The organism is Citrobacter sp. S39 (assembly GCF_009495675.1).
Lineage (GTDB): Bacteria > Pseudomonadota > Gammaproteobacteria > Enterobacterales > Enterobacteriaceae > Citrobacter > Citrobacter freundii.
Window position 1 is genome coordinate 423,048 of record NZ_CP045555.1, and the last position, 26,357, is coordinate 449,404.

Consider the following 26,357-nt stretch of genomic DNA (forward strand, 5'->3'; position numbering starts at 1 on the left):
AGCCGCCATCCGGCAATACTTTACGCCGCCCGCTCTTCCCGCTGCGCTAAAACCTGCGGCAAATTCAGTTCTATCCAGTCCGCCAGCGCGGCGACTTTATCGCTCACCTGCTCACCCAACGGCGTCAAACTATATTCCACGTGCGGCGGTACTACCGGATATGACACCCGATTGATAAACCCGTCCTGCTCTAACGCTTGCAGGGATTGCGCCAGCATCTTTTCACTGACCCCGCCCATCTTACGGCGCAAATCGCTGAAACGGTGCGTACCGTCGCGCAGCGCCACCAGAATCAACACGCCCCAGCGGCTGGTGACGTGTTTTAACACCTCGCGGGAGGGACACTGTTCGGCAAACAAGTTGCCATCGCGTAACTGCTGGGAGAGCGTCGAAGCTGTCATTTTCATACTAACCTTTTTGTACGTACTTACTAAAAGTAAGTTTAGGTGTTAGCGTGATTAAACACAAGACCAATACCAAGGAGTCACCCCATGATCGCGATTACCGGCGCCACCGGCCAACTGGGCCAACACGTTATTGAATCTCTGTTGAAAACCGTTCCTGCCAGCCAGATTGTGGCAATCGTGCGTAATCCCGCTAAAGCGACGGCGCTTAGTCAGCATGGCATTACCGTTCGTCAGGCGGATTACAGCGATGAAGCCGCCTTTACAACTGCCTTACAGGGTATCGACAAGCTACTGCTGATCTCCTCCAGCGAAGTGGGACAACGTGCCCCGCAGCATCGCAACGTGATTAACGCAGCGAAAGCCGCTCACGTGAAATTTATCGCCTACACCAGCCTGCTGCACGCCGACACCTCTCCGCTGGGGCTGGCTGATGAGCATGTGGCAACCGAGCAGATGCTGGCTGAATCCGGTATCGCCCACGCGCTACTGCGTAACGGCTGGTACACCGAAAACTATCTCGCCAGCGCACCGGCTGCTCTGGAACATGGCGTGTTTATCGGGGCTGCAGGTGAAGGCAAAATTGCCTCAGCGACCCGCGCCGACTATGCCGCTGCCGCCGCGCGCGTCATCAGTGAAGACGGTCACGCCGGTAAAACCTATGAGCTGGCGGGCGACGCAGGCTGGACCCTGAGCCAGTTGGCTGCCGAGCTGGCAAAACAGAGTGGTAAAAAAGTGGTGTATCAGAACCTGAGCGAAGCTGATTTTGCCGCCGCGCTAAAAGGTGTAGGTCTGCCTGCCGGACTGGCGGACATGCTGGCTGACTCAGACACTGGCGCCTCCAAACGCGGTCTGTTCGACGACAGCCATACGCTGAGCAAACTGATTGGTCGCCCGACCACCCCGCTGGCTGACAGCGTCAAAGGCATCGTGTAAGTGTTAAAAATTAGTTAATTGTGGTGGCATCCCCGCGCATCCTCTCTGATAATGACAGGATGATGCGTGGGGAGAGAAAACGTGCAAGGTGTACCTGAGCAGTTTATTGATGAGAAAGACAGCGCCCGCTTTCGCCATCTGGCGCAGGTGCCGGGCGTAGAGCTGTATCATGCGCACATCTCACGTTACGCCTTTGAGCCGCACACACATGAAGCATTCGGCATTGGCGCGATAGAAGCCGGAGCCGAACGTTTTCGTTATCGCGGCACGCAGTACGTGGCCCCCGCCCATTCCGTCGTAACCATGAATCCCGATGAGCTGCACACCGGCGAGGCCGAAACCGCCGATGGCTGGCGCTATCGGATGATTTATCTTGAGCCCGATCTTCTGGAAGAGGTCACTGGGATCCGCCACTGGTGGTTTCATGACGTAACGCGTCACGATCCGCTGCGCTCGCGCCAGATCTGCTCGCTGATCCACGGCCTGTGGAACACGGAAGATCCGTTGGCGCAAAAAGGACTATTGCTCGATCTGATCGACACGTTCCAGCCGCTGGCCCGCCATGCACCAGTATTGCCGGAGGGGGCGCATCGCTTTGAACGAGTACGCGAGTATCTGCACGATAATTATATGCATCCGGTCACGCTCGACGAGCTGGCGCGGGTTGCATCGCTGAGTCCCTGGCATTTTCAGCGCCAGTTTAAATCTCATTTCCACGTCACGCCGCACCAGATGTTGATGGCGATCCGCCTGTGGCGAGCCAAAGGTTTTCTCACTTGCGGTATGCCCGCCGCAGAGGTCGCCGCCGCAACCGGCCTCACCGACCAGTCGCATCTCACCCGCGCATTTACCCATCGCTACGGCATTACGCCAGTGCGTTATCAGAAACAAGTCGTCCGGCGTTGATCAGCAATCTCATACAATACGGCGGCATTTTTCCTGCCTACACTCGACGTATTGTTAAGCGATGTGGATATCAAAAATGATTAGCGGTGTGTTGTATGCCCTGCTGGCCGGGCTGATGTGGGGATTAATTTTTGTTGGACCGCTGATCGTACCGGAATACCCGGCGGTATTGCAGTCGATGGGGCGCTATCTGGCGCTGGGGCTGATCGCATTGCCGATTGCCTGGCTGGGACGTGTGCGCCTGCGTCAACTCGGGCGGAAAGACTGGGTAACTGCGCTGACGCTAACAATGATGGGGAATCTGATTTATTACGTTTGCCTGGCAAGCGCTATCCAGCGCACCGGCGCACCGGTCTCCACGATGATTATTGGTACATTGCCGGTGGTGATCCCGGTCTTCGCTAACCTCCTCTACAGCCAGCGTGACGGCAAATTATCATGGTGGCGTTTGTCGCCTGCGCTGGTGTTGATTGGTATAGGCCTGCTGTGCGTGAATATCTCGGAGCTGAATCAGGGACTCCCTGACTTTAGCGGCTGGCGATATGGCTCTGGAATCGCACTGGCGCTGATTTCGGTGGTGTGTTGGGCGTGGTATGCGCTGCGTAATGCCCGCTGGCTGCGCGAGAATCCGGATAAGCACCCGATGATGTGGGCGACGGCTCAGGCTCTGGTAACGCTGCCTGTTTCTCTGCTCGGCTATATTGCCGCCTGCCTGTGGCTGAACGGGCAAACGCCGGACTTCGCTCTGCCCTTCGGTCCGCGTCCAGCCGTGTTTATCGGCCTGATGATAGCCATTGCGGTATTGTGTTCTTGGGTTGGCGCACTGTGCTGGAACGTCGCCAGCCAGAAGCTGCCGACGGTGATCCTCGGCCCGTTGATTGTCTTCGAAACGCTGGCTGGCCTGCTGTACACCTTTATACTGCGCCAGGAATTTCCACCGTTGCTGACGGTAAGCGGTATTACGCTGCTGATGGTTGGGGTAGTGATAGCCGTCAGAGCCAAGCCGCAGAAACCGAGCGTCATGGTGGTTTCACAATCATAATGTGCCGGATGGTGCTCCGCTTATCCGGCCTACTGGATAATATCTTGTAGGCCGGAGCAGACGTTAAACTTTAAACACCGCCACCGTCTGGTTCAACCGTGCGGCCTGCTCTTCGAGCGCGGCTGCGGCGGAAGCGGATTCCTCCACCAGCGAGGCGTTTTGCTGCGTGACGCGATCCATCTCAGCCACCGCCTGACCGACCTGATCGATACCCCGGCTCTGTTCATCAGAGGCCGACGCAATTTCACCCATAATATCGGTTACCTGGGTGACGGCACTGACAATTTCCGCCATCGTCTCACCCGCTTCATGCACCAGCGCCGTACCGGCATTGACCCGATTCCCTGAGTCATCAATCAGCGCCTTAATCTCTTTCGCCGCCTGAGCGCTACGCTGCGCCAGCGTACGCACCTCACCTGCGACTACAGCAAAGCCACGCCCCTGTTCGCCAGCCCGCGCCGCTTCTACCGCCGCGTTCAGCGCCAGGATGTTGGTCTGGAAAGCAATGCCGTCGATAACAGTGGTAATTTGCGCAATTTTGCTGGAACTGGTGGCGATTTCATCCATCGTACGCACCACGCCATCAACCACTGTTCCGCCTTTTTGCGCCGTATGTGAGGCGTTTTTTGCCAGGCTGGTCGCCTGACGCGCGTTATCCGCATTCTGTTTCACGGTTGCGGTAAGTTGTTCCATGCTGGCTGCGGTCTCCTCCAGAGAGGCGGCCTGCTGTTCGGTACGTGACGAGAGATCGTTACTGCCAGCGGCAATTTCACCCGCGCCGGTATAGATGGTGTCAGCCCCATCACGCACCACGCTGACTGTGTTCGCCAGCGCCTGCTGCATGTCGCGGACGTTGCCTGCCAGCAGCGCCATTTCATTACTGCCATCGGCGTTGATGCGGTGAGTCAAATCACCTGCGGCAATATGGCGAATATGTCCCATCACCTCGTGGAGCGGCTTGAGCAGCACTCGCTGCATCGCCAGCCAACTGGCGATAATTACGGTGACGACAATCAGCATCACCGCGGACAGTAGCCAGATTATCTTCTGGTAGTCACTCTCATTGTCCTGTACCCCGGCAGTGGCCAGCGCCGTTTGCGCGCTACGCCATTCCCGATAAACTTCCTGCATGGCCGTTTGCTTTTGCTCGGCGTTCTGCTTGAACATCTCTTCCAGCTTTCCTTCAGCCAGCAGCGCGTTCATTTTTGCCAGCGTCGCAGAATAGATGCCGTACTGTTCTTCCAGTCGATCGGCCAGATGCTCATCCAACCCCGGCGTTTCCGGTAGAGCGTAGTATTTATCGTAATGCTCTTTCGATTCGGCCAACAGGCGATTTGCTGTGTTCACCAGCTCCTTCAACTGACCGCCGTTAATCTCGCTGGCCATCGTTCCCTGTAAACGCAGCATGCCCCGGTTGAGCGTGACGCGAGCCTGGTTCAGGCTAATCCACGCATCGGTAAACTCGGCCACATTCTGGCTGGAAAGTTGAGACACGTTAAAGTTCTGCTTATCGTTATTGAGCGCGCCAATAAAGACGCCCGCGGAGATGAGCTGCATTGCGCCCAGGGCGAGTAACACGGTGATAAGTAAGGTTATCACTTTGATTCGTTTGAACATCTGTAGCCTTTTTATTATGCAGGTATTGTCTGAGGTCTAACTATCGGCAGCGGCGTGCGCTTATTTAATCCTGTCGTGCCGCTTTTTTCGCCGCCCCTCACCTTTCCAATAAGATTCAGCACCTTAACGAAATAAGAAATTTTCGTGACGTTCATCACAAAACACCCCACCCCGAAAGGGTTATATCCTTCGCCATAAGATGTATTTAAAATACATCTTATATTATTGAGAATGAGGTAACGGCAATGTCTTATCGCGATCAACCTTTAGGTGAACTGGCGCTCTCTATTCCTCGCGCTTCGGCCCTGTTTCGTAAATACGATATGGATTACTGCTGCGGCGGTAAGCAAACGCTGGCACGCGCTGCCGCGCGTAAAGAGCTGGATTTAGACGTTATTGAGGCGCAGCTTGCGCAGCTGGCTGAACAGCCGCTGGAGAAAGACTGGCGTACCGTGGCTCTGGCTGAAATCATCGACCATATCATCGTGCGTTATCACGACAGACACCGCGAACAGCTGCCGGAGCTGATCCTGCAGGCCACAAAAGTTGAACGCGTTCACGCAGACAAACCGAACGTACCGCGCGGTCTGGCGAAAAACCTGACCATGCTGCATGAAGAGCTGTCCAGCCACATGATGAAAGAAGAGCAGATCCTGTTCCCGATGATCAAACAGGGCATGGGTAGTCAGGCGATGGGGCCAATCAGCGTGATGGAAAGCGAACATGACGATGCGGGTGAACTGGTGGAAGTGATCAAACACATCACCCACAACGTGACGCCGCCGCCAGAAGCCTGCACCACCTGGAAAGCCATGTATAACGGCATTAACGAAATGATCGATGACCTGATGGAACACATCAGCCTGGAAAACAATGTGTTGTTCCCGCGTGCCCTCGCAGGTGAATAAAAAAAGGCGCCCGAGAGCGCCTTCCTGAAGTCCGAATTCGGCCACTGCTTATGTGGCCTTTTTTGTGTCCGATATGACAACGCTTAACGCATACCCGCCATACGTTTCTTACCGATAAACAACCAGCCCAGACCCAGCGCGATGAACCACAGCGGCGTCACCATCAACGCCTGACGGGTATCATCTTCCAGCGTCAGCAGTACCAGTACGAAGACGAAGAACGCCATACATACCCAGCACATCAGCTTGCCTAACGGCATCTTGTAGATTGATTTTTCATGCAGGTGAGGACGTTGCTTGCGGTACACCAGGTACGAGCAAAGAATGATGGTCCAGACGAACATGAACAGAATCGCCGACACGGTGGTGATCATGGTGAACGCGCCAATCACGCTCGGGTTCACGTACAGCATCACCACGCCGCCCAACAGACAGATACAGGAGAAGGTTAACCCCTTCGCCGGAACTGCGCGTTTAGACAGCTTGGCAAATGCTTTCGGTGCAACGCCTTCCTGCGCCAGGCCGAACAGCATACGGCTGGTAGAGAACACGCCGCTGTTTGCGGAAGAGGCAGCTGAAGTCAGAACCACAAAGTTGATCAGGCTCGCCGCAGCAGGCAGACCAACCAGCACAAACAGTTCAACGAATGGGCTCTTGGTTGGTACTACCGAGCTCCACGGCGTTACGGACATAATCACGATCAGCGCGAACACGTAGAACATGATAATACGGATTGGAATCGAGTTAATGGCGCGCGGCAGAGATTTCTCAGGATCCTTGGTTTCCGCAGCGGTCGTTCCCACCAGCTCAATACCCACAAATGCGAACACCGCTATCTGGAAGCCGGCAAAGAAGCCGCTCAGACCTTTCGGGAACCAGCCACCGTCATTCCACAGATGCGTGAACGATGCCTGAACGCCGGTTGGCGACTGGAAGTGCGTCAGCACCATCACCAGACCGACGACAATCAGGCCGATGATGGCGACGATTTTGATCATCGCAAACCAGAACTCCATCTCACCGAACATTTTTACGGTGGCGAGGTTGAGGCTCAGCAGCAGCACAATCACCGCCAGCGAGGCGACCCAGTCTGACAGTTCGGGGAACCAGAATTGCGCATACGCGGTAATCGCGACAACGTCTGCCATCCCAGTAACGACCCAGCAGAACCAGTAGGTCCAGCCGGTAAAATACCCGGCCCACGGCCCGAGCAGGTCGGAGGCGAAATCACTAAACGATTTGTACTCCAGATTCGAGAGCAGCAATTCACCCATTGCCCGCATCACGAAAAACAGCATAAAACCGATGATCATATATACAAAGATGATCGACGGTCCGGCGAGACTGATGGTTTTACCGGAGCCCATAAACAGGCCAGTACCGATAGCACCACCAATAGCAATAAGTTGAATATGACGGTTTGTGAGATTGCGCCGTAGCGACTGTTCAGACGACGCCTCTTCAGCGGTGTCGACTTTTACCTGATCTACCATGTTTTTTCTTCCTGTACCTGTCTGTGTTGTTCAGGCTCTACGGCCTTTAGTGTGTCTATGATACGACGATCCTGTTATCAGGACTCATCGATATTAGGTAAGAATTGGCGGGATGAATACTAAGATTTAGATATAATGTTAATTTAATGTTTAAAGTGAGTGTCATATCACTCTGATAGCGCGAATCAGCTCACAAAAATACACGCTGATGCGGCATTTGCAAGATAAAATATCGACAACGACGTAACTATAGCTTTTCACGCTATTTTTTTGCTCCCCCCTGCCTCGGGGGGAACAGAAGTCACTGCTTACAGGATCTCAAGCAGCTCAACGTCGAACACCAGCGTGCTGAACGGAGGAATGGACGCGCCAGCACCACGCTCGCCGTAAGCCAGTTCCTGAGGAATAGTCAGTTCCCATTTCGAACCTACCGGCATCAGGGTCAGTGCTTCAATCCAGCCAGGGATTACGCCGTTAACCGGGAATTCAGCCGGTTCGCCACGTGCGACAGAGCTGTCAAACACGGTACCGTCGATCAGTTTACCGGTATAATGCACGCGAACGCGGTCAGTACGCGCCGGAATAGCCCCTTCGCCCTGAGTCAGAACACGGAACTGCAAACCGGATTCAGTGCTGTTCACACCCTCTTTCTCACGGTTTTCTTCCAGATATTTGACGCCATCAGCCGCCATAGCCTGGAAACGTTCGCGACGTACTGCATCAGCGCGCTCATGGATTTCACGCAGCGCGCGATGCACAACATCAACCGGCACTGCCGGGTGCTTACCTTCCAGCGCGTCAGCGATACCCGCTACCAGCGCTTCAGGCAACAGTCCTTCCAGTCCGGATTCGCTCAGCTGTTGTCCTACCTGCAAACCAATGCCGTAGCTTGCTTGCGCTTCGATAGTGTCAAAAGTCGGGTTAGCCATCATATTTCCTTTCATCGGATGTAAAGTAGCGGGCAGCATATCAGCCATGCCGCATCCGGTAAAACTTTGTCTCGGGAACAGATGACAAATCGCGAGGAAACATAAACAATAGGAATATCCCGCGTTGACGTCACGAAAGCGGGTAATATGACGAACATCATAGCGTTAGCCATCTATACTCTATGATCGAGGAACGAGACGCGGAGCAGGAGGAAAGCCATGCCCGGGCGCTTTGAATTAAAACCAACCCTGGCGAAAATCTGGCATGCACCGGACAATTTTCGCATTATGGATCCGCTACCGCCTATGCACCGCCGCGGCATTATTATTGCTGCTATCGTGCTGGTGATAGGTTTCCTGCTTCCTTCCAGTGACACCAGCGATGCCCCTGTGGTGACGCGTACTGCCCAGCTGGATTTACAGTCACAGTCGCAGCCACCAACCGAGGCTCAGCTACAGGCACAGTTAGTCGCCCCGCAAAACGATCCCGGCCAGGTCGCTCCGGTTGCTCCAGAGCCAATCCAGGAAGGAGAACCTGATGCGCAGCCGCAGGCTCAGCAATCTCAGCCGCAGACGCAACCTTTCCAACAGGATAGCGGAATTGAGCAACAGTGGCGCTCTTATCGCGTAGACTCGGGCAAAACGCTGGCCCAGGTCTTCCGTGACCATAACCTCCCGCCAACCGATGTGTATGCAATGGCGCAGGTTGAAGGCGCGGGAAAACCGCTAAGCAACCTGAAAGACGGTCAGATGGTGCAGATCAGGCAGAATGCCAATGGCGTGGTGACGGGATTAACCATTGATACCGGGAATGGCCAGCAGGTTCTGTTCACCCGTCAGCCAAACGGCAGTTTTATTCGCGCCCGTTAAGCGACGTCATCAGGCATCAAGGTGAAGCGTCAGCGCTTCACCTTATTCACCCACCAGATCCCCGAACAGACCAGCACCAGCGCCAGTGCGTATTTCCATTCGAGAATGTTTTCGCCGAGGAATATCGCCGACAGCAGCGCCCCCGAAACCGGGATCAGGAAGTTAAACGGCGCAATCATCCCCACGCGATTATACTTGAGCAGAATACTCCACAAGGCAAAGGCGACCGAAGAGAGTAACGTCAGGTAGCCCAGAATTGCCACCGAAGACGCACCGTGTACGGTCAGCGTGCCGCCAAAAGCGTAGCCACCGATAACCAACGCCAGACCGCCACCGCCCAACTGGTACCCTGTCATCACCGTCGGGTCCACCGTCTGAGAAATACGTTTTCCATATAGCGTGGCAGCAGAGAGAATAAAGGCCGCCATCACTACTGAGCCGTCTCCTAACAGGCTGAAACTAAAATCCATTCCGCTGCTAAAGTTCACTACCATCACCCCAGCAAAGCCGAGGATACAGCCCAGCGCTTTGTTGTAGCTCAGTTTGTCATTATGGTAGATAAAATGGGCCAGTAGCACGCTGAAGAAGGTCCCGGTCGCATTCATAATGGACCCTTTCACCCCCGTCGTGAACGCCAGGCCGATATAGAAGAAGATGTATTGCAGCGAGGTTTGTGTCAGCCCCAACAGCGTGAGTTGGCCATACTGACGCGGGCTTAACCGGCCAATCGGTTTTCGCTGTGCCAGCGCCAACAGTAGCAGCAATATTCCCGCAAACAGAAAGCGATATCCGGCAAAGACAATCTTTGAGGGAATGTCATCCGTGGCAATCTGGAAGATCTCATATCCGCTTTTGATCGCCGGATAGGCGCTCCCCCACAGCAGGCAGCAGAACGCCGCACTCAGATAGACAACATTTTTACGCGCAAACAGAGGTTGGTGCGTTGGTTCCATTCCATCACCACTTTGAAATAATGTTTTATTTTTGTGATTATCCCGAAAAGGATAAAGAATAGCCAGAGAGAAAAGCGGGGGAACAGAAAAGCAAAACGCCGGCACAGGGCCGGCGCTTTTACGCGGTCATCAGAATAAAAACTTATTCTGCAACTACGTTTACAGTCAGCTTAGCAAACACTTCGCTGTGAACCTGGAAGCTCACTTCGTGCTCACCAGTGGTACGCAGAACGCCGTTCGGCAGACGAACTTCGCTCTTAGCTACTTCAACGCCAGCTGCAGTTACAGCGTCAGCGATGTCGCGAGTACCGATGGAACCGAACAGTTTACCTTCGTCGCCAGCTTTAGACGCGATGGTTACGGTTTCCAGTGCGTTGATTTTCTCAGCACGAGCTTCAGCAGCGGACAGAACGTCAGCCAGTTTAGCTTCCAGCTCAGCGCGACGCGCTTCGAAAAATTCAACGTTTTTCTTGGTAGCAGGAACAGCTTTACCCTGTGGTACCAAGAAGTTACGAGCATAGCCCGCTTTAACGTTAACCTGATCACCCAGGCTACCCAGGTTTGCTACTTTATCAAGCAGAATAACTTGCATTACCTTATCCTCTCAAAGTCGTATTAATGGACCGTGACCGATTACTGATGACGATCAGTGTACGGCAGCAGAGACAGGTAGCGAGCGCGTTTGATAGCGCGAGCCAGCTGACGCTGGTATTTTGCACGGGTACCGGTGATACGGCTTGGGACAATCTTACCGCTTTCGGTGATGTAGTTTTTCAGCGTAGCGATATCTTTATAGTCGATCTCTTGAACGCCTTCCGCGGTGAAACGGCAGAACTTGCGACGACGGAAATAACGTGCCATATGGCTAGTCTCCAGAATCTATCAATTCAATCTGCTCGGCATGCAGAACCATTTTGCTCAGGCCGTTCTTTGCCTTGTGGCAAGAGATGAACCCCTGAACGGTCACTGCGCTACCGACCGTTATACTGTGAGTAATGGCCTGGTTTTCGTGTCCGCTAATAATAACGGGCATTTGGCACCACGCCTGCCGGTGAAACCCGGCTTCCTCCTGCACAGAACGATGCTCAAGCACGAACTGGCAATGAGGAATTCCTGATGGACTGACCTTTCGAAGGGGAGCCCTGCACACGGTGCCGGACAACGCCAGACGGTTGGTCATCAGAAATTACTCTTCAGAATCCCCAGCTTCAGCATCATCTGCGGTTTCGTTAGCGAAATCATCGCGACGCTCACGGCGCTCGTCTTTCGCTTTAACCATCGGAGATGCTTCGGTAACAGCGTGTTTAGTACGCATAACCATGCTGCGGATAACGGCATCGTTGAAGCGGAAGGTAGTTTCCAGCTCATCGATCACTTCCTGCGGTGCTTCAACGTTCATCAGAACGTAGTGAGCTTTGTGCAGTTTGTTGATCGGGTAAGCCAGCTGACGGCGGCCCCAGTCTTCCAGACGGTGGATCGTGCCTTCTGCACCAGTGATGGCAGCAGTGTAGCGTTCGATCATACCCGGAACCTGTTCGCTCTGGTCAGGATGGACCATAAAAACGATTTCGTAATGACGCATCGAATTGCTCCTTACGGATTATTCAGCCTCCTGTCTGGGTCAGCCGAGGCCCATGGAGGCAAGGAACGTGTTAAAGGTCGGCTGAAAAATGACGCGTCATAATACTGGGGTCAGCAGTTAAACTCAAGGTGCTTGTACGATTATTTATCATGTCGCCATTAATACATATCCAGCAGCATTTTGACGCTGATACAAATAGAGACGATGACAATCATGGGTCGGATGACTTTCTTGCCGCGCGTCAGTACGACTGTCGCACCCAGACGTGCGCCAAGGGATTGCCCGGCAAACATCACCAGCCCCAGCGACCAGATCATTTTACCGCCGAAAATGAAGAACAGAATCGAGGCAATATTCGACGCCAGGTTGATAAAATTCGAGTGAATTTGCGCTTTATCGATACTGTACCCCCACAGCAGGATATAGCAGAGCGTATAAAAGGAGCCGGCCCCGGCACCGAGAAAACCATCATAAAACCCAATACCTCCCCCGCAGATCAACGAGAAGAGAAACAGGGATACCTGCTGCTTCCTTTTCGGTTCGCTAAGATTAGGCGCAGAAATAAAGTAGATAGCGACCGCGATAATCAGGATCGGCAGCAGTTTCTTCAACACGTCCGGTTCAATAAACTGGATAAGCGTTGTGCCCATCGCAGAACCGATAAAGGCAGATAAAAAGACATATTTGTGCTCCTGCACATTAATATGTCCCCGGCGTAAAAAGTAAATTCCGGAGGTTAGCGAGCTACCCAGTGCCTGAATTTTATTGGTTGCCAGCGCATTAGCCGGGGGTAAACCAGAAATTAAGAGAGCGCCAATAGAGAGAAAACCACCGCCGCCCGACACCACGTTAATAAAGCCAGCCACCAGCGCGACCATAAACATAATCACGAAATAGCTGAAATCCATGAATGAAGTATCCATAAGTTTTTGCCTTATTATCATAAAGTTATATTAATTATCTGGCTCACTATAAACGGCGTACTCACCCGATTAAATTGACTATTTGGTAAGAGCTTATGCGCGCAAGGCAGGTATTTTTAACCGTAGCGGAAGGCATCAGCTGATTGTTAATTAAAGAAAAGATGGCTTTGCGGTAATTTTTTGAACAACTGCATCAGAAATGGTCGCTATCGACTGCGCCGGCAGCGGTTAAAATTAAATCAGAAGTTATCCACTCACAGGAGAGAGCTAACCAGAGACCGCAGTCGAGGAGGTACATATGCGAGCCCGTGTTTTGACCCTTCTGGCTGTACTTTTGCTCAGTGCAAATGCAACGGCAGCCATCAAAATTGACAATCATCAGGCCAGGAATATGGATGATGTGCAGAGCTTAGGCGTTATTTACATAAATCATAACTTCGCCACTGAAAGTGAAGCCACTCAGGCCCTGAATGAAGAAACCGATGCGCAAGGCGCAACCTACTATCACGTGATCCTCACCAGGGAACCCGGTAGTAACGGAAATATGCACGCCAGTGCAGATATTTATCGCTAGCACCAGAAACAACCAACGAGAACATTGCCACAGTTTGACTTGCCCCCTTCACTGGGGGCTTTTTTTTGCAAAACAATCCCGAAGCCAGACCGATCTCATCCCCATGAAGAGTTGGCTCCGGAACGTTTTTTCTTACTTCTGGCCGTAATAGGCATTTGGGCCGTGCTTACGCATGAAGTGCTTATTCATCAGGTAACTGTCGATGGGGCTGAGCGCCGGATTAATGCCACGCGCAATCCATGCCATTTTTGCCACCTCTTCCATCACCACAGCGTTATGTACCGCGTCGTGAGCATCTTTGCCCCAGGCAAACGGGCCATGTTGGTACACCACTACGCCAGGCGTATGTAAAGGTTCCACCTCCCCGAGCGTTTCAATAATCACCCTACCGGTATTAAGTTCATACTCCTCCTGAACTTCAGCTTCAGTTAAAGCCCGGGTACAGGGAATATCGCCAAAGAAGTAGTCAGCATGCGTCGTGCCGAGCGCAGGAATTGCCAGACCTGCCTGCGCCCATGCCGTCGCGTGGGTTGAGTGGGTATGCACCACGCCGCCGAGAGAGGAATAACGGCGATACAGCGCCAGATGGGTGGCGGTATCGGAAGAAGGACGATAGCGTCCCTCCACCACATTACCGTGCAGATCCACAACCACCATGTCATCCACTGTCATTGTTTGGTAGTCGACGCCGCTGGGCTTAATCACCACCAGCCCGCGTTTGCGGTCGATGGCGCTGACGTTACCCCAGGTAAACGTCACCAGACCGTAGCGAGGCAGATCCATGTTGGCCTCAAAAACCTGCTGTTTACGTTTTTGCATTACACTGCCTCCACCAGGCCCGCGCTGGCCATACGCGCTTTCACCCAGTCGCGCGCCTTCGCCACTTCACGTGCCGGGTCGTCCGACGTTTCGCTCCACATCTCAATCAGGTATGGCCCGCAATACCCACTCTGTTTGAGAGTCGCAAAACAACGTTCGAAATCGACAACCCCTTCACCAAACGGCACATTTTTGAATACGCCGGGTTTGGTATCTTTCACGTGTACGGCAACTATATGGCCCATTCCCGCCTGCAGCTCCATCTGCACGTCGTTATCCCACGCCGATAAATTGCCAATATCGGGATACAGCTGGAACCACGGATTGTTGAGATAGTGGGCGTACCCCAGCGCCTTACTGATCGAATTCATCAGTGGATAATCCATGATTTCCATCGCCAGCGTCACCTGTGCACGGCTCGCCATCTCTACGCTCTCTTTCAGCCCATCGCGAAACCGACGACGCGTTTCGTTATTGGCCTGCTGGTAATAAACGTCGTAACCCGCCAGTTGAATAACGCGAATACCGATATCCTGCGCAAACTGAATGGCTTTACGCATGATCTCCAGCCCCTGTTCGCGTACCGCATCATCTTCACTACCAAGCGGAAAACGACGATGAGCGCTCAGGCACATGGACGGTACCCGTATCCCGGTGTCGGCGATAGCGGCCACCAACGCCAGTCGCTGCTCCCGGTTCCAGTCAAGACGCGCCAGGCGAGTGTCGGTTTCATCAACCGACATTTCGACAAAGTCGAAGCCCAGTTCCTTCGCCAGTTGCAAGCGTTCCAGCCAGCACTCCCCGCCGGGGAGTGCTTTTTCATAAATACCGAGCGGGACCTGTTTCGACAACATAGTCGCTCCTTATCCCCACAGTTGGGCGATAGAACGTTTGAACTGACGGGCCGCTTCCACCGGAGAGGCGGCATCGCGAATACTGCGGCCGGCAATAAAGACGTGAATCGGAATTCCCTGGAACAGCGGCAGATCTTCCAGCGCCAGACCGCCGGTGACGGTGACTTTAAAGCCCATCTCGGACAGACGCTTGATCGCGCTGATATCCGCTTCTCCCCACGCCACGCCCGCCGCCTGCGCATCACGACTGCGGTGATATACAACTTGCCCAATCCCTGCGTCACGCCACTCTTGCGCCTGCTCCCAGGTCCAGTAACCAGTCAGTTCAATCTGTACATCACCGTTAAATTCTTTCGCCACCTCCAGCGCACCCTTGGTGGTGTTGATATCGGCACAACAGATGACGGTGACCCAGTCAGCGTTGGCTTCGAAACACATGCGGGAGAGGATTTTCCCCGCATCGGCAATTTTGGCGTCCGCCAGTACAATTTTATGTGGGTAAAGCGCTTTCAGATCGCGAACGGCGCGCACGCCCTCTGCCACGCAAAGAATAGTGCCCACCTCAATGATATCGACCTCTTCGGCAATCAGACGCGTCGTTTCATACGCGGAAGACATTGATTGGTTATCCAGCGCAACCTGCAACATAGGTAATGACATTTTGGTATCCTTTTAAACAGCCGCCGCAGTGGCGTTATCAATTAAATCCAACACTTCCTGCGCGGTGCGGCAGGCGCGTAAACGGTCGAAATTGGCTTCGTCATCAAAGAGATTCACGATCTGCATGATGCCCACTTCCTGATGTGTGTTGGCATCAACTGCCGCCATCGTTATCAGAATATCGACCGGGTCGTTATCTTCGTGGTTAAACACCAGCGGCGTTTTCAGCGTCACCAGCGCAAAACCGGTTTTCTTGACCCCTTCCTCCGGACGGCCGTGCGGCATCGCCAGGCCTGGCGCAATCACAAAGTACGGGCCAAACTGCTCAACGCCATCAAGGATGGCCTGGTAGTAGCGTGGTTCAACCACATCAGCCTTAACCAGCAGATCCACGCCAAGCTTTACCGCTTCCTGCCAGGTACTGGCCTCGGCTTGCAAAAGGATGGAACTATTGTCTGCCAGCGAGTCACGTAATTTCATATGCCGCCCCTTACTTCACGTCCTGCGGAAAATGCGCTTTGATCACTTCCAGCAGTTTTGGTCCAAAATCGGCAGGAGACAGCATGTTGCGTACGCCAACGACATATTTATTGCCAGAAACGGTAATCTCACCGGCGATATGCGTAGAGGCGATGATAATATCCGCGCCGCTCAGTTCACTTTTGTATTCACCCACGGCGCAGCTGTTTACCGTATGGTCAATATTTGACTGGGTTAAAAACTGGTCCACCTTCATTTTCATGATCATGGAACTGCCCTGCCCATTGCCACACACAGCCAGAATACGTACGGTCATAATCGGAACTCCTTATTAAGCAGAGTGTTCTGCCAGTTGTTTTTCTGCGTCTTCCTCAGCACGCAACGTGCGTCCTGCGAAAAACATATAAGCCAGTGCAATCAGAATAATGACGGCCATAAACACGATGCCAATGGAGGCAAAGCCTTGCATCATCGGCGGTGCCAGAATTGACCAGTCCGCCATGCCCATCCAGGCGCTCATACCGGTGAGCTTCACCGCCCAGACGCAGCCGAAGATTTCGATCATCCCCATCACCAGGCAAATCTTGAGCGCTGCACGCCAACCGCCAAAGTGGTTAGCAAATACGCCGATAGTGGCGTTCGAGAAGAACATCGGGATAAAGCCTGGGATAATCAGAATGGAAGAGCCGCAGGCCACAAGGATGCCCACCGCAATCAGTTGGCCGATGGTCCCCCACATAAAGCCCCAGACCACCGCGTTAGGAGCAAAGCTATAAATCGCCGCGCAGTCGATGGCCAGTACCGCGCCCGGGATCAGACGTTGAGAGATACCGTTGAACGCTTCTGAAAGTTCAGCAACGAACATACGTACGCCCTGGGTGATGATGAAGATAGCGACAGCAAACGAAAAACCGGTTTGCAGGATATACACGGTCCAGTGGGTTTTACCCGCCATCGCCTGAACCACATCAATGCCGAAAGAGAGCAGGATCGCCCCGAAGAAGATGGTCATCACAATCGCGGTAGAAACGATGTTGTCATGGAAGATATTCAGCCAGCCTGGCAGCTTGAGATCTTCTACGCTCTCCTCTTTCTTACCCAGATACGGCGCGACTTTGTAAGCAATCCAGGAGGCGAACTGCTGCTGGTGACCGATGGAAAAACCACAGCCGTCGGTCACTTCCTGGGTCGGCTTGTACATCATATTGGAGGTAATGCCCCAGTAGAGCGACACCAGCACCGCGGTACAGATGATGGTGGTCCACATGGAATAGCCAAAGATGTAGAAAGAGACGGCGATCAGGCCCGCCTGCTGGAACATGATGTGCCCGGTCAGCATGATGGTACGAATACCGGTAATCCGCCGTAGCAGCACGTAACAAATGTTTAGCGCCAGCGCCAACAGTACCGCGTACCCTACCCAGCTATAGGCATCCCCCATACGTTCGATGGTTGCCATCATGGAGGCATAGGTATCGGAAATCGCACCGTTGATACCGTAAACCTCGGACATCTTCGCCACTACCGGTTTAAACGTGCTGGTCAGAATGCCCGACCCTGCCTGCAATAACATAAAACCAATAATCGTTTTGATCGTGCCTTTGATAATAACGCTGACACTTTTACGCAACAGGATGTAGCCGAGGCAGGTCACAATACCCAACAGCAACGGTGCATTGGTCATGACCTGATTAAAAAAGACGGTAAAGATGTTGTAGAGGATCTCCATAACGATCTCCAGTAGACGAAGTTGCTGAACATTCATTACAGATGCCCAGGATGTTGTGCCCTCACTCTAATTTTCAAAAGTAATCACAACAAGATTGAATTTGATTAAATGTGATGCAGTACGCAAATAATTCTCTTACTTGCAGAGTGGATTTACTCCTAATTCATTCACTTCAAAATAAAACCAATAAAAACAATAAAATACAAAAATACATTTCATATAAACCATCTTGTCACGTTGTAATTTGTTAACAATTTTTCATTCAACACCAAAAATCAACGCATTGCCTTCTTGAGAAAATGATGTCACTATCAATCAAAATAAATCACAATTTGATTCAACTTGAACAAACATGAAGGTAATTGCGATGAGTAAAGTAAAAAGCATCACGCGTGAATCATGGATCCTGAGCACATTCCCGGAGTGGGGAAGCTGGCTGAATGAAGAGATCGAGCAGGAACAGGTCGCACCAGGTACTTTCGCGATGTGGTGGCTCGGCTGTACCGGAATTTGGCTGAAGTCGGAAGGCGGGACTAACGTCTGCGTCGATTTCTGGTGCGGCACGGGCAAACAGAGTCACGGTAACCCGCTGATGAAAACCGGTCACCAGATGCAACGCATGGCAGGGGTGAAGAAGCTGCAGCCAAACCTGCGCACCACGCCGTTTGTTCTTGATCCGTTTGCCATTCGTCAGATCGATGCGGTGCTGGCCACACACGATCATAACGATCACATCGACGTAAATGTTGCGGCAGCCGTCATGCAGAACTGTGCCGACGACGTGCCGTTTATTGGACCGCAGACTTGTGTGGATCTGTGGATCGGTTGGGGTGTACCAAAAGAGCGCTGCATCGTGGTAAAACCAGGCGATGTGGTGAAAGTGAAAGATATTGAAATTCATGCGCTTGATGCGTTCGATCGTACTGCGTTAATCACCCTGCCCGCCGATCAAAAAGCCGCTGGCGTGCTGCCGGATGGTATGGATGCCCGCGCCGTAAACTATCTGTTCAAAACGCCGGGCGGTACGCTTTATCATAGCGGCGACTCACACTACTCCAACTACTATGCAAAGCATGGCAACGAGCACCAGATCGACGTCGCACTCGGATCCTACGGCGAGAACCCACGGGGTATTACGGACAAAATGACCAGTTCTGACATGCTGCGTATGGCGGAGGCCCTGAATACAAAAGTGGTGATCCCTTTCCATCATGATATCTGGTCAAACTTTCAGGCCGATCCACAGGAGATCCGCGTACTGTGGGAGATGAAAAAAGATCGCCTTAAGTATGGCTTTAAGCCATTCATCTGGCAGGTAGGTGGCAAGTTCACCTGGCCGCTGGACAAAGATAACTTTGAATATCACTATCCGCGCGGCTTTGATGACTGCTTCACCATTGAACCGGATTTACCGTTTAAATCGTTCTTGTGATCCACACAAAATGCCGGGCCATCCCGGCATTTTTTCCCATTTACTTTAGTATTTCCAGGCTATTTCAAATATCATCTTTTCAAATCAATTTGTATCGGAATAGCTCATGACTGAAGCACAAAGACATCAAATATTGCTGGATATGCTGGCGCAGTTGGGCTTTGTTACCGTTGAGAACGTAATTGAGCGTCTGGGGATTTCACCCGCCACAGCGCGCCGGGACATCAACAAGCTCGACGAAAGCGGCAAACTCAAGAAAGTACGCAACGGCGCAGAAGCTATTACCCAACAGAGACCGCGCTGGACGCCAATGAATCTGCACCAGGCGCAGAACCACGATGAAAAAGTTCGCATTGCCAAGGCAGCATCCCAGCTTGTGAATGCGGGTGAAAGCGTAGTGATCAACTGCGGATCGACCGCTTTCCTGCTGGGTCGCGAAATGTGCGGCAAGCCGGTGCAGATCATCACCAATTATCTGCCGCTGGCGAACTATCTGATCGACCAGGAGCATGACAGCGTGATCATCATGGGCGGGCAATACAACAAAAGCCAATCCATCACGCTTAGCCCGCAAGGCAGTGAAAATAGCCTGTATGCCGGACACTGGATGTTTACCAGCGGCAAAGGGTTGACCGCGGACGGACTGTATAAAACCGATATGCTGACCGCGATGGCCGAGCAGAAGATGCTTAACGTGGTAGGCAAACTGGTGGTACTGGTCGATAGCAGTAAGGTCGGTGAACGCGCGGGGATGCTGTTCAGTCGCGCCGATCAAATCGATATGCTCATTACCGGTAAAAACGCGAACCCTGAGATTCTGCAACAGCTTGAAGCTCAGGGCGTGAGCATTATGCGCGTTTAAAGGTGCTGGCGGAAAAACGTCACTGTTGCGGCCAACGCTTCTGGCGTGATGCGATGTCGTACGCCCGCTTCCCACAGGCAGGTCAGATTGTTGTCCAAACCTGCCTGAATCAGCGCTTGCTGTAAGCGGAAGGTTTCAACTGCCGGTACAACATCATCATCCTGTCCATGCCACAGCAGCAACGGCCTGTCGGCGAGGCGTGGCAACTGATGCGTAACGTCCCATTCGGCAAGCGGGGCGATAACGGCATCAAATTCCACCTGTTGCTCTGGGGTCTGAACCAGTAAAGGAGGAAAAAGCGTCTGCGCAAGCCGGGTAAAATATCCTGAGCCCATCAGGCTGGCTACACATTTAACCTCAGGATGACGCGCCATTATGCCCAATGCAGTCATTCCTCCCATTGATGCCCCACCGACGGCAAGCCGCTCATCTGAAAGCCAATTTTCTGCCACCAGAGCCGCACGTAACGTCGTAAACTCCTGCATGTTTTGCTGCAATATATGCCAGAAGCGGAACATTCGCTCCTGAGCATTACCGTTAAATCGGGCGCCATGATCGGGTGCATCTGGCATGACGACGCGAAATCCGGCCTGAGCCAGCGCAACGGCAAAATAACTGTAGACCAGACTTGAAGATGTAAACCCGTGATAAAAGAGAATACAAGGGAGTGAACATTCGCGTTTACCAGCCGGAACGGCATGCAGGACAGGGATACCAGCTAACTGTCGTGTCTCAATTTCTATCATTTGTTGCCCCTTTTTTTCTGGTATGCCATGCAGCAATACTTAACGCAAGCGAATGTGTTCGGTAATGATTCATAATGTTGAGAACTGGGTTACGCTTTCGCAACATTTTCATTCGAAAATCGCGTGAGAGATAACAATTCGGGAACATTCCCCTAAAGGGAAATTAATAAGGCACTACACTATGGCTATCAGGAAACGAGATAGAGTTATGCGTCGGTTTGCCTCTTTGTTGCTGGTTATGTTTTTAAGCGCCTGTAGCGTGCTACAGGGAACGCCGCAACCCGCACCGCCCGTTGCCGACCACCCGCAGGAGATCCGCCGTGACCAGAGTAATGGGTTACAGCGATTAGGGACGGTTAGCGCGCTGGTAAGAGGCTCTCCGGATGATGCGCTGGCAGAGATCCGTGCCAAAGCCGTCGCGGCTAAAGCTGATTACTACGTGGTTTTATTAGTAGATGAAACCATCGTGACAGGCCAATGGTATTCACAGGCAATTTTGTATCGTAAATAACATTGGGTTGAAATTTAGTCAGCTTTACATTGCTTTGCGCCTCTATGCGTTTACCTGTGCACAATAAACCAACAGCAGGAAGCTTGAGGTTTATTATCGCGATGGAATGCCCTGCCGTGTGTAGGGGTACGAATAATGGAGCTGACGATGAAACAATCTCTTGCCTTATCCTCACTGCTGCTTTCTGCCGGACTGGCAGGCACTACGGCGCAGTCTGCCGAATTCGCCAGTGCTGACTGCGTTACTGGCCTGAACGAAATTGGCCTGATCTCTGTCAGTAACATTGCAGGAAATCTGCAGGATGTAGAACGTGTAATCGCGTTAAAAGCGGATGAACAAGGTGCCTCATGGTATCGGATCATTCAGATGTACGAAGACCAGCAGCCCGACAACTGGCGCGTACAGGCCATACTTTATGCGTAACAGATTGCCGGATGGCGTAAACTTATCAGACCTGGACTGAGCGTAGGCATGATAAGACGCACCCGCGTCGCCATCAGGCAAGTTATTACCGTAACCCCCCCGTTGCCCGCAGGAGCAAATCGTTCAGCACCTGTTCAGACAATCGTAGTCCACCCCGCGTATCAAGCATCATTTGGCACCAGGCCTGCGCCACTGGCGGAGAAGAATAACGCAACATCTGCGCCCCGCAACCGAGCAGGAAAAGCTGCTGCGTAATCTCTCGTCCCAATGCCTCACTGGGTTTACGTAAACGCTGCTGTAGCTGACGCACCATTCGATCGTAATGTCGATCTTGCCCCTTCACCTCCGCAAAGGCTTCGCTGAGCATATCGTAGATGCCGGGTTGTTTTGTCAGTACCCGCAATACATCAAGGCACATAATGTTGCCGGAGCCTTCCCAGATACTGTTTACCGGCATCTCACGATACAGGCGCGGCAGCTCACTCTCCTCGCAATAGCCAATCCCGCCCAGCACTTCCATCGCTTCAGCCACAAACGGCATACCGACCTTGCAAACGGAGAATTTCGCTGCTGGCGTGAACAACCTGGCCCACTGCGCTTCTTTGGCATCAGCACGACGGTCCCAGGCCCGCGCCAGTCGAAACAGTAGCGCCGTTTGACCTTCCAGTTGGAGCGCCATCCGACCTAATACCTGACGCATCATCGGCTGTTCAATCAATGGTTTGCCAAAAACTTGTCGCTGGTGCGCATGATAAATCGCGATGGAAAAAGCACGTCGCATCATGCCGTGACTGCCGAGCGCGCAGTCAAAACGCGTCATCCCGCCCATCTTCAGGATATGGCGGATACCTTCCCCTTCTTCGCCCAATAGCCAGCCAATCGCATCGTGGAATTCAACCTCGCAGCTGGCGTTGGAGCGGTTGCCTAACTTATCTTTCAGTCGTTCAAGACGGATGGCATTACGCTGCCCGTCAGGTAAAAATCGCGGTACAAAAAAGCAGGATAAGCCGCCCTTTGCCTGGGCCAGCACCAAATGGGCATCGCTTTGCGGTACGGAGAAAAACCACTTATGTCCCACCAGCCGATACGAGCCGTCGACAAGACGTTCTGCCTGAGTGGTATTGCTCAGCACATCTGAACCACCCTGTTTTTCGGTCATACCCATACCAATCAGTAGCCCGCGCTTTTGCCCTGCGGGCAGTAAATGCGAGTCATAACGGTCGCTTAGCAGCGGCGTCAGCCAGTCGTGAAAGGGGGCGGGTAACATTTGAAGTAACAGCGGCGTAGCGGCAAACGTCATGGTCACCGGACACAACGTGCCTGCTTCAACCTGCGCATGCAGCATGAAACGCGCCGCCCGGGCAACAAATGTTCCCTGCCTCGCGTCTTCTTCCCAGGCCAGATTATGTACGCGGTTGGAGCACAATCCCTGCATCAGCAAATGCCAGGCAGGATGAAAACGCACATCATCCAGCCGCTGCCCCTGCGGGTCGTAGCGCAATAGTTCAGGTGGAAAAGCATTGGCCAGACGACCAAGTTCGAGCGACTCGGCAGTCCCTAGCTGCTGACCAATACTGGCGAGAAGATCGCTATCCCAGCCAGCGCCTTCACGGATAACCGCTTCGCACAGCGCGCCGTCGGACAAATATAAGTTACTGTTATTGAGCGGTACAGGTTGGTTAAAAACGGTATGCGTTTGCCAGTGCATTGTGTCTCCCTCCGTCAATGGCCGTCGCTTTAAGTATGGTCAGAACCCCAGAATTCGCGACGGAAGGAGATCACAAAAGCACGGTTAGCCCGCAATATAATGAGGAATAAAACGAGAAGTATCTTTAGTGATCAAAGTATTATCCTCGCGGATCCCCATACCACAGGCTTCATCATCCACGATCCAACTGCCAATCAACGTGTAGCTATCGCCAAAGCGCGGTAATGGCTGAAATGCCTGATAGATCATCGGTTCTTCCGCGTAATCACCCTCAGCATGCTCCACTATCTGTTGCTGACCATCAAAAATGGTGACGTTACCCCCCTCTCGAGAAAATATCGGTTTGCGTACATAGCTTTCACCAACCGCAATTTGTGGCGTTTCTCCTTCGAACCAGGCAGGCAGCAGGTTGGGATGGTTGGGAAATAAACGCCACAGCAAAGGCATTAGCCCTTTATTGCTGAGCACACTCTTCCACAACGGCTCAACCCACTGTTCGCGGCGATGGCGCAGCAAGGGGCCATTCTCATCTCGCATCATCCACTCCAGGGGATAGAGCTTAAAGGCGCGACGAATGACGTTATCGTCAAGGTCTGTGAGAACGCCGCCAACGCCAAGCCCTAGATCCTCAACGTAAATAAATCGCGATTCTTGCCCGGCCTGCTGTGCGCAATCCTGTAAATACAGCACCGTGGTACGGTCTTCATCGGTATCTTCACAGCAGCAGAAATAGAAGGGATCCGGGCTATAAAGCTCAGCAAAACGGGAGATCAACCGCTCCTGAATAGCGTTGTACTGATCGGCATCGCGTGGAATCACCCCGTTGCGACGCGCATCTTCCAGCCATAACCACTGGAAATACGCTGACTCATAGAGCGACGTTGGCGTATCCGCGTTGTACTCCAGCAGCTTGACCGGAGAATTATTACCGCACCAGACAAAATCCATGCGGCCATACAGGGAGGGATCGCGATTGCGCCAGCTTTCGGCAATCACATCCCAGTACAGCGGCGGGATCGCCAGTTGCTGCATAATCTGTTCATCATTAACTGCCCGCTCGACAACGTCCAGACACATCTGGTGCAGTTCCGCAGTAGGTTTTTCGATCTGCTCTTCCACTTGTCTGAGCGTAAAGCGGTAAGCCCGACTCTCATCCCAGTAGATTTCGTTATCGATAATATGAAAATCGAAACCGTGATCGTAAGCGATCCTGTCCAAATCTTGCCGAACAGGAACATCATGTCGCAGCATCGTTAACCTCCCCAGTGCCCACGCGCGCTGGACGAACGCCCGTAGCCACCGCGTGAAACCGTCGAGGCTTTCTTCGTCGTATAGCTATGGGTGGTAGCGGTATCGTTTTTTCCGCTACCGGAGCGCCAGCTGTAATCCCCGGAAGTCGTACGCCAGACCGGACGCGAAACATAGGATGAACCGCCGCTGTGGTAAACATACTGTTCGTCGCGATCTTTACGAACGATGCGGCTGAGTAAAAATCCTGCAAACACCGGCACCCAGCTGTGATCGGTACTGTCGAGATAACAGTTACCAAACTGTTTCTGACAGCTTTCGCTGCTCATTTGCATAGGCAGGTTGGAGTAGAACTCTGATTTAGCGCTGTTCCAGCCATCGGCACACACGGCGGCGCTATTGCCATCATCAATACAATCGCTCACCGCTGAGTAAAAGGTACCGTCGCCATCGTTGTCTGCCCCTGCGTCATCACTACACCCCTTGAGGATAAAAAATGCCGCTCCGCCCATAATAGCCAGCGTCAGATACTTTCCGCTGTAACGACTGCGTTTTCTTACAAAGGGGTTAACCGGGCGATCGATTCGCGTGATAGCAGAATGCCCTGATGTTCTGTTTTTGTTTCCGGATTTACGTTTTCTTGCCATGATCGTCCATTACCATGTCATGCAGGCGGCGTTAAAAATGCCTCCCGCCAGCGCGGCGGTTCCCATAAATAGTCCCGCTGCGGTGTTGTGATTAATAATTTTTTCACTCAGTGCCGGCATATATAAACGCACGCCGCCGTAAATGATCAGTTGTATCACTAGCGCGATGCCGCCCCAGGCAAAATAATCCGGGATGCTGACGGCGTTAATTGCCGCGCTGGATAACGGAATGACGTAACCCAGCAACGTGCCGCTAAACGCCAGCGACGCCGCCATATTGTTATTTTTAATCAGCTGCCATTCATTGTGCGGCGTAATTTTTGAGTAGATGACCAGAAAAACAATCACCATGGCTGCGCCAATAAAAAAATAGGCGCAGAAAGCCAGTAATGAATCCAGTATGTGCATTGTGTAACCTTCCCTGAAATTAACCAATTACATTAAGTGATGTTAATGGAATATCCACACCCAGCGCCCGCGAGAATACCCACTCAGGCTCTCCCAGCTCATTAAACGACTCTTCACCGTTCAACAGCAGGTATTCCCATGTATCCTCTGTAACCTGCCGCTGATAACCCATGGTAAAATTATGTACATCCCATGTGGCATGCTGATGATTTTCCACTTTTTCCAGCATATAAACCGGCTCAATGTTCCCCGGCTCTTCCTCGTTAAAAAAGCGCTGCCAGCGCTCTTCCTGCCAAGAGAGCGTTGGCGTACCTATCGCGGATGGGCTAATAGCAGACTGCCAGTTTTTTTTCTGCGAAATCCCGTAGCTTTCTGCATAAACAAAAAATTTGATATCGTCGATATCATCAATGTCTGAGCCGCCCGTGGTATTGATTTGCAGAAACTCTTCTCCGGACGTGTAGTAGCGAAAAATCTGGCTTCCGCCGCCTAAATCGATGTGGCTAATCGCGGCGACGGTGTACTCTTCGCCGGGAAATTCGATCAATAAAGCCTCTTCTAACAGGCGAAACGCCAATGTATTGAGCGTAAACCCGGCATTCAGATGTAACCCCAACGGCCCGCGAACTGGCGCAGCAACATCCGCTTTACCAAATAAACGCTGGAAAAAACTCGTCATCATTTATCCTTAAT

32 protein-coding genes are annotated in these 26,357 nt (G+C 52.6%); 10 read left to right on the forward strand and 22 right to left on the reverse strand.

Annotated elements, in window-relative coordinates; translation table 11 throughout:
* Positions 1-20: 20 nt before the first annotated feature.
* Entirely contained in the window at positions 21-401 is a 381-nt protein-coding gene (locus tag GFB57_RS01920; RefSeq protein WP_003025698.1) for a helix-turn-helix domain-containing protein, read from the reverse strand.
* A 90-nt stretch (positions 402-491) separates the two neighbouring features.
* Here GFB57_RS01920 and GFB57_RS01925 point away from each other — a divergent pair, with 90 nt between their 5' ends.
* The 3 genes from GFB57_RS01925 (at position 492) to GFB57_RS01935 (ending at position 3,288) form a co-directional block, all read left to right on the forward strand.
* On the forward strand, positions 492-1,340 hold the full coding sequence (locus tag GFB57_RS01925) for an SDR family oxidoreductase (RefSeq protein ID WP_008323023.1): 849 nt from the start codon (positions 492-494) through the stop codon (positions 1,338-1,340).
* 81 nt (positions 1,341-1,421) lie between these two features.
* On the forward strand, positions 1,422-2,246 hold the full coding sequence (locus GFB57_RS01930; RefSeq protein ID WP_003025695.1) for an AraC family transcriptional regulator: 825 nt from the start codon (positions 1,422-1,424) through the stop codon (positions 2,244-2,246).
* A gap of 76 nt (positions 2,247-2,322) precedes the next feature.
* A complete protein-coding gene (locus GFB57_RS01935) occupies positions 2,323-3,288 on the forward strand; it encodes a DMT family transporter (protein ID WP_003025693.1) in 966 nt (321 codons plus the stop codon).
* A gap of 63 nt (positions 3,289-3,351) precedes the next feature.
* Here the strand turns inward: GFB57_RS01935 and GFB57_RS01940 are convergent, their stop codons facing one another.
* Positions 3,352-4,905: a methyl-accepting chemotaxis protein gene (locus GFB57_RS01940; RefSeq protein ID WP_003025692.1), complete on the reverse strand. Its 1,554-nt coding sequence runs from the start codon at positions 4,903-4,905 to the stop codon at positions 3,352-3,354.
* A 245-nt stretch (positions 4,906-5,150) separates the two neighbouring features.
* Here GFB57_RS01940 and ytfE point away from each other — a divergent pair, with 245 nt between their 5' ends.
* Positions 5,151-5,813, forward strand: coding sequence for an iron-sulfur cluster repair protein YtfE (gene ytfE, locus GFB57_RS01945; RefSeq protein ID WP_003025690.1), 663 nt, complete (start codon positions 5,151-5,153; stop codon positions 5,811-5,813).
* An 83-nt stretch (positions 5,814-5,896) separates the two neighbouring features.
* Here ytfE and cycA read toward each other — a convergent pair whose 3' ends face one another.
* Both cycA and fklB read right to left on the reverse strand, forming a co-directional pair.
* Entirely contained in the window at positions 5,897-7,306 is a 1,410-nt protein-coding gene (gene cycA, locus GFB57_RS01950; RefSeq protein WP_003025688.1) for a D-serine/D-alanine/glycine transporter, read from the reverse strand.
* A gap of 308 nt (positions 7,307-7,614) precedes the next feature.
* A complete protein-coding gene (fklB, locus tag GFB57_RS01955; RefSeq protein ID WP_003025685.1) occupies positions 7,615-8,235 on the reverse strand; it encodes an FKBP-type peptidyl-prolyl cis-trans isomerase in 621 nt (206 codons plus the stop codon).
* A gap of 219 nt (positions 8,236-8,454) precedes the next feature.
* Here fklB and GFB57_RS01960 point away from each other — a divergent pair, with 219 nt between their 5' ends.
* On the forward strand, positions 8,455-9,105 hold the full coding sequence (locus tag GFB57_RS01960) for an OapA family protein (RefSeq protein WP_003025681.1): 651 nt from the start codon (positions 8,455-8,457) through the stop codon (positions 9,103-9,105).
* A gap of 29 nt (positions 9,106-9,134) precedes the next feature.
* Here the strand turns inward: GFB57_RS01960 and GFB57_RS01965 are convergent, their stop codons facing one another.
* From GFB57_RS01965 to GFB57_RS01990, 6 genes are all read right to left on the reverse strand, one after another.
* Positions 9,135-10,058 carry a DMT family transporter gene (locus GFB57_RS01965; RefSeq protein WP_003025679.1) on the reverse strand — a complete coding sequence of 308 codons (924 nt, stop codon included), beginning with the start codon at positions 10,056-10,058 and terminating at the stop codon, positions 9,135-9,137.
* A gap of 142 nt (positions 10,059-10,200) precedes the next feature.
* Positions 10,201-10,650, reverse strand: a complete 450-nt coding sequence (gene rplI / locus GFB57_RS01970; RefSeq protein ID WP_003025676.1) for a 50S ribosomal protein L9 — start codon at positions 10,648-10,650, stop codon at positions 10,201-10,203.
* A 41-nt stretch (positions 10,651-10,691) separates the two neighbouring features.
* On the reverse strand, positions 10,692-10,919 hold the full coding sequence (gene rpsR / locus GFB57_RS01975; RefSeq protein ID WP_000135199.1) for a 30S ribosomal protein S18: 228 nt from the start codon (positions 10,917-10,919) through the stop codon (positions 10,692-10,694).
* Positions 10,920-10,923: 4 nt separating this feature from the next.
* Positions 10,924-11,238: a primosomal replication protein N gene (priB, locus tag GFB57_RS01980; RefSeq protein ID WP_003025674.1), complete on the reverse strand. Its 315-nt coding sequence runs from the start codon at positions 11,236-11,238 to the stop codon at positions 10,924-10,926.
* Between the two features lie 6 nt (positions 11,239-11,244).
* Positions 11,245-11,640: a 30S ribosomal protein S6 gene (gene rpsF / locus GFB57_RS01985; protein WP_003025672.1), complete on the reverse strand. Its 396-nt coding sequence runs from the start codon at positions 11,638-11,640 to the stop codon at positions 11,245-11,247.
* A 158-nt stretch (positions 11,641-11,798) separates the two neighbouring features.
* Complete coding sequence (locus GFB57_RS01990) at positions 11,799-12,563, reverse strand: TSUP family transporter (protein WP_003025670.1); 765 nt, start codon at positions 12,561-12,563, stop codon at positions 11,799-11,801.
* Positions 12,564-12,861: 298 nt separating this feature from the next.
* Here GFB57_RS01990 and yjfY point away from each other — a divergent pair, with 298 nt between their 5' ends.
* Positions 12,862-13,137 (forward strand): DUF1471 family protein YjfY, encoded by a 276-nt coding sequence (yjfY, locus tag GFB57_RS01995; RefSeq protein WP_003025668.1) that lies wholly within the window; start codon positions 12,862-12,864, stop codon positions 13,135-13,137.
* A 132-nt stretch (positions 13,138-13,269) separates the two neighbouring features.
* Here the strand turns inward: yjfY and GFB57_RS02000 are convergent, their stop codons facing one another.
* From GFB57_RS02000 to ulaA, 6 genes are read right to left on the reverse strand one after another with little or no spacing between them, the layout of a single operon-like run.
* Positions 13,270-13,956 carry an L-ribulose-5-phosphate 4-epimerase gene (locus tag GFB57_RS02000; RefSeq protein ID WP_003025665.1) on the reverse strand — a complete coding sequence of 229 codons (687 nt, stop codon included), beginning with the start codon at positions 13,954-13,956 and terminating at the stop codon, positions 13,270-13,272.
* Positions 13,956-14,810, reverse strand: coding sequence for an L-ribulose-5-phosphate 3-epimerase (locus GFB57_RS02005; protein ID WP_003025663.1), 855 nt, complete (start codon positions 14,808-14,810; stop codon positions 13,956-13,958). Before GFB57_RS02005 ends, GFB57_RS02000 begins: the two co-directional genes overlap by 1 nt.
* 9 nt (positions 14,811-14,819) lie before the next feature.
* Entirely contained in the window at positions 14,820-15,470 is a 651-nt protein-coding gene (ulaD, locus tag GFB57_RS02010) for a 3-keto-L-gulonate-6-phosphate decarboxylase UlaD (protein WP_003025660.1), read from the reverse strand.
* A gap of 12 nt (positions 15,471-15,482) precedes the next feature.
* On the reverse strand, positions 15,483-15,950 hold the full coding sequence (gene ulaC / locus GFB57_RS02015; protein WP_003025658.1) for a PTS ascorbate transporter subunit IIA: 468 nt from the start codon (positions 15,948-15,950) through the stop codon (positions 15,483-15,485).
* Positions 15,951-15,960: 10 nt separating this feature from the next.
* Positions 15,961-16,266, reverse strand: coding sequence for a PTS ascorbate transporter subunit IIB (gene ulaB / locus GFB57_RS02020; RefSeq protein WP_003025655.1), 306 nt, complete (start codon positions 16,264-16,266; stop codon positions 15,961-15,963).
* A gap of 15 nt (positions 16,267-16,281) precedes the next feature.
* On the reverse strand, positions 16,282-17,679 hold the full coding sequence (ulaA, locus tag GFB57_RS02025) for a PTS ascorbate transporter subunit IIC (RefSeq protein ID WP_003025652.1): 1,398 nt from the start codon (positions 17,677-17,679) through the stop codon (positions 16,282-16,284).
* 367 nt (positions 17,680-18,046) lie between these two features.
* Here ulaA and ulaG point away from each other — a divergent pair, with 367 nt between their 5' ends.
* A complete protein-coding gene (gene ulaG, locus GFB57_RS02030; RefSeq protein WP_003025649.1) occupies positions 18,047-19,111 on the forward strand; it encodes an L-ascorbate 6-phosphate lactonase in 1,065 nt (354 codons plus the stop codon).
* Between the two features lie 106 nt (positions 19,112-19,217).
* Entirely contained in the window at positions 19,218-19,973 is a 756-nt protein-coding gene (ulaR, locus tag GFB57_RS02035; RefSeq protein ID WP_003025646.1) for an HTH-type transcriptional regulator UlaR, read from the forward strand.
* Here ulaR and yjfP read toward each other — a convergent pair.
* Positions 19,970-20,719: an esterase gene (gene yjfP / locus GFB57_RS02040; protein WP_003025643.1), complete on the reverse strand. Its 750-nt coding sequence runs from the start codon at positions 20,717-20,719 to the stop codon at positions 19,970-19,972. The two genes, ulaR and yjfP, sit on opposite strands and share 4 nt — an antisense overlap.
* Before the next feature lie 181 nt (positions 20,720-20,900).
* On the opposite strand from yjfP, the gene bsmA reads away from it, so the two are divergent.
* Together bsmA and yjfN are read left to right on the forward strand one after the other, a co-directional pair.
* Positions 20,901-21,230, forward strand: a complete 330-nt coding sequence (gene bsmA, locus GFB57_RS02045) for a biofilm peroxide resistance protein BsmA (protein ID WP_003025640.1) — start codon at positions 20,901-20,903, stop codon at positions 21,228-21,230.
* A 147-nt stretch (positions 21,231-21,377) separates the two neighbouring features.
* Positions 21,378-21,653, forward strand: coding sequence for a DUF1471 family protease activator YjfN (yjfN, locus tag GFB57_RS02050; RefSeq protein ID WP_003025637.1), 276 nt, complete (start codon positions 21,378-21,380; stop codon positions 21,651-21,653).
* Positions 21,654-21,738: 85 nt separating this feature from the next.
* Here yjfN and GFB57_RS02055 read toward each other — a convergent pair whose 3' ends face one another.
* The 5 genes from GFB57_RS02055 to GFB57_RS02075 all read right to left on the reverse strand — a co-directional run bounded on the left by GFB57_RS02055 (position 21,739) and on the right by GFB57_RS02075 (position 26,343).
* Complete coding sequence (locus GFB57_RS02055; RefSeq protein ID WP_003025636.1) at positions 21,739-23,361, reverse strand: isovaleryl-CoA dehydrogenase; 1,623 nt, start codon at positions 23,359-23,361, stop codon at positions 21,739-21,741.
* Positions 23,362-23,445: 84 nt separating this feature from the next.
* Positions 23,446-24,612 carry a glutathionylspermidine synthase family protein gene (locus GFB57_RS02060; RefSeq protein ID WP_003025633.1) on the reverse strand — a complete coding sequence of 389 codons (1,167 nt, stop codon included), beginning with the start codon at positions 24,610-24,612 and terminating at the stop codon, positions 23,446-23,448.
* A gap of 2 nt (positions 24,613-24,614) precedes the next feature.
* A complete protein-coding gene (locus tag GFB57_RS02065) occupies positions 24,615-25,256 on the reverse strand; it encodes a DUF1190 domain-containing protein (protein WP_003025631.1) in 642 nt (213 codons plus the stop codon).
* A gap of 9 nt (positions 25,257-25,265) precedes the next feature.
* On the reverse strand, positions 25,266-25,664 hold the full coding sequence (locus GFB57_RS02070) for a DUF350 domain-containing protein (RefSeq protein ID WP_003025626.1): 399 nt from the start codon (positions 25,662-25,664) through the stop codon (positions 25,266-25,268).
* A 19-nt stretch (positions 25,665-25,683) separates the two neighbouring features.
* Positions 25,684-26,343, reverse strand: a complete 660-nt coding sequence (locus GFB57_RS02075; RefSeq protein ID WP_003025624.1) for a YjfK family protein — start codon at positions 26,341-26,343, stop codon at positions 25,684-25,686.
* Positions 26,344-26,357 lie beyond the last annotated feature (14 nt).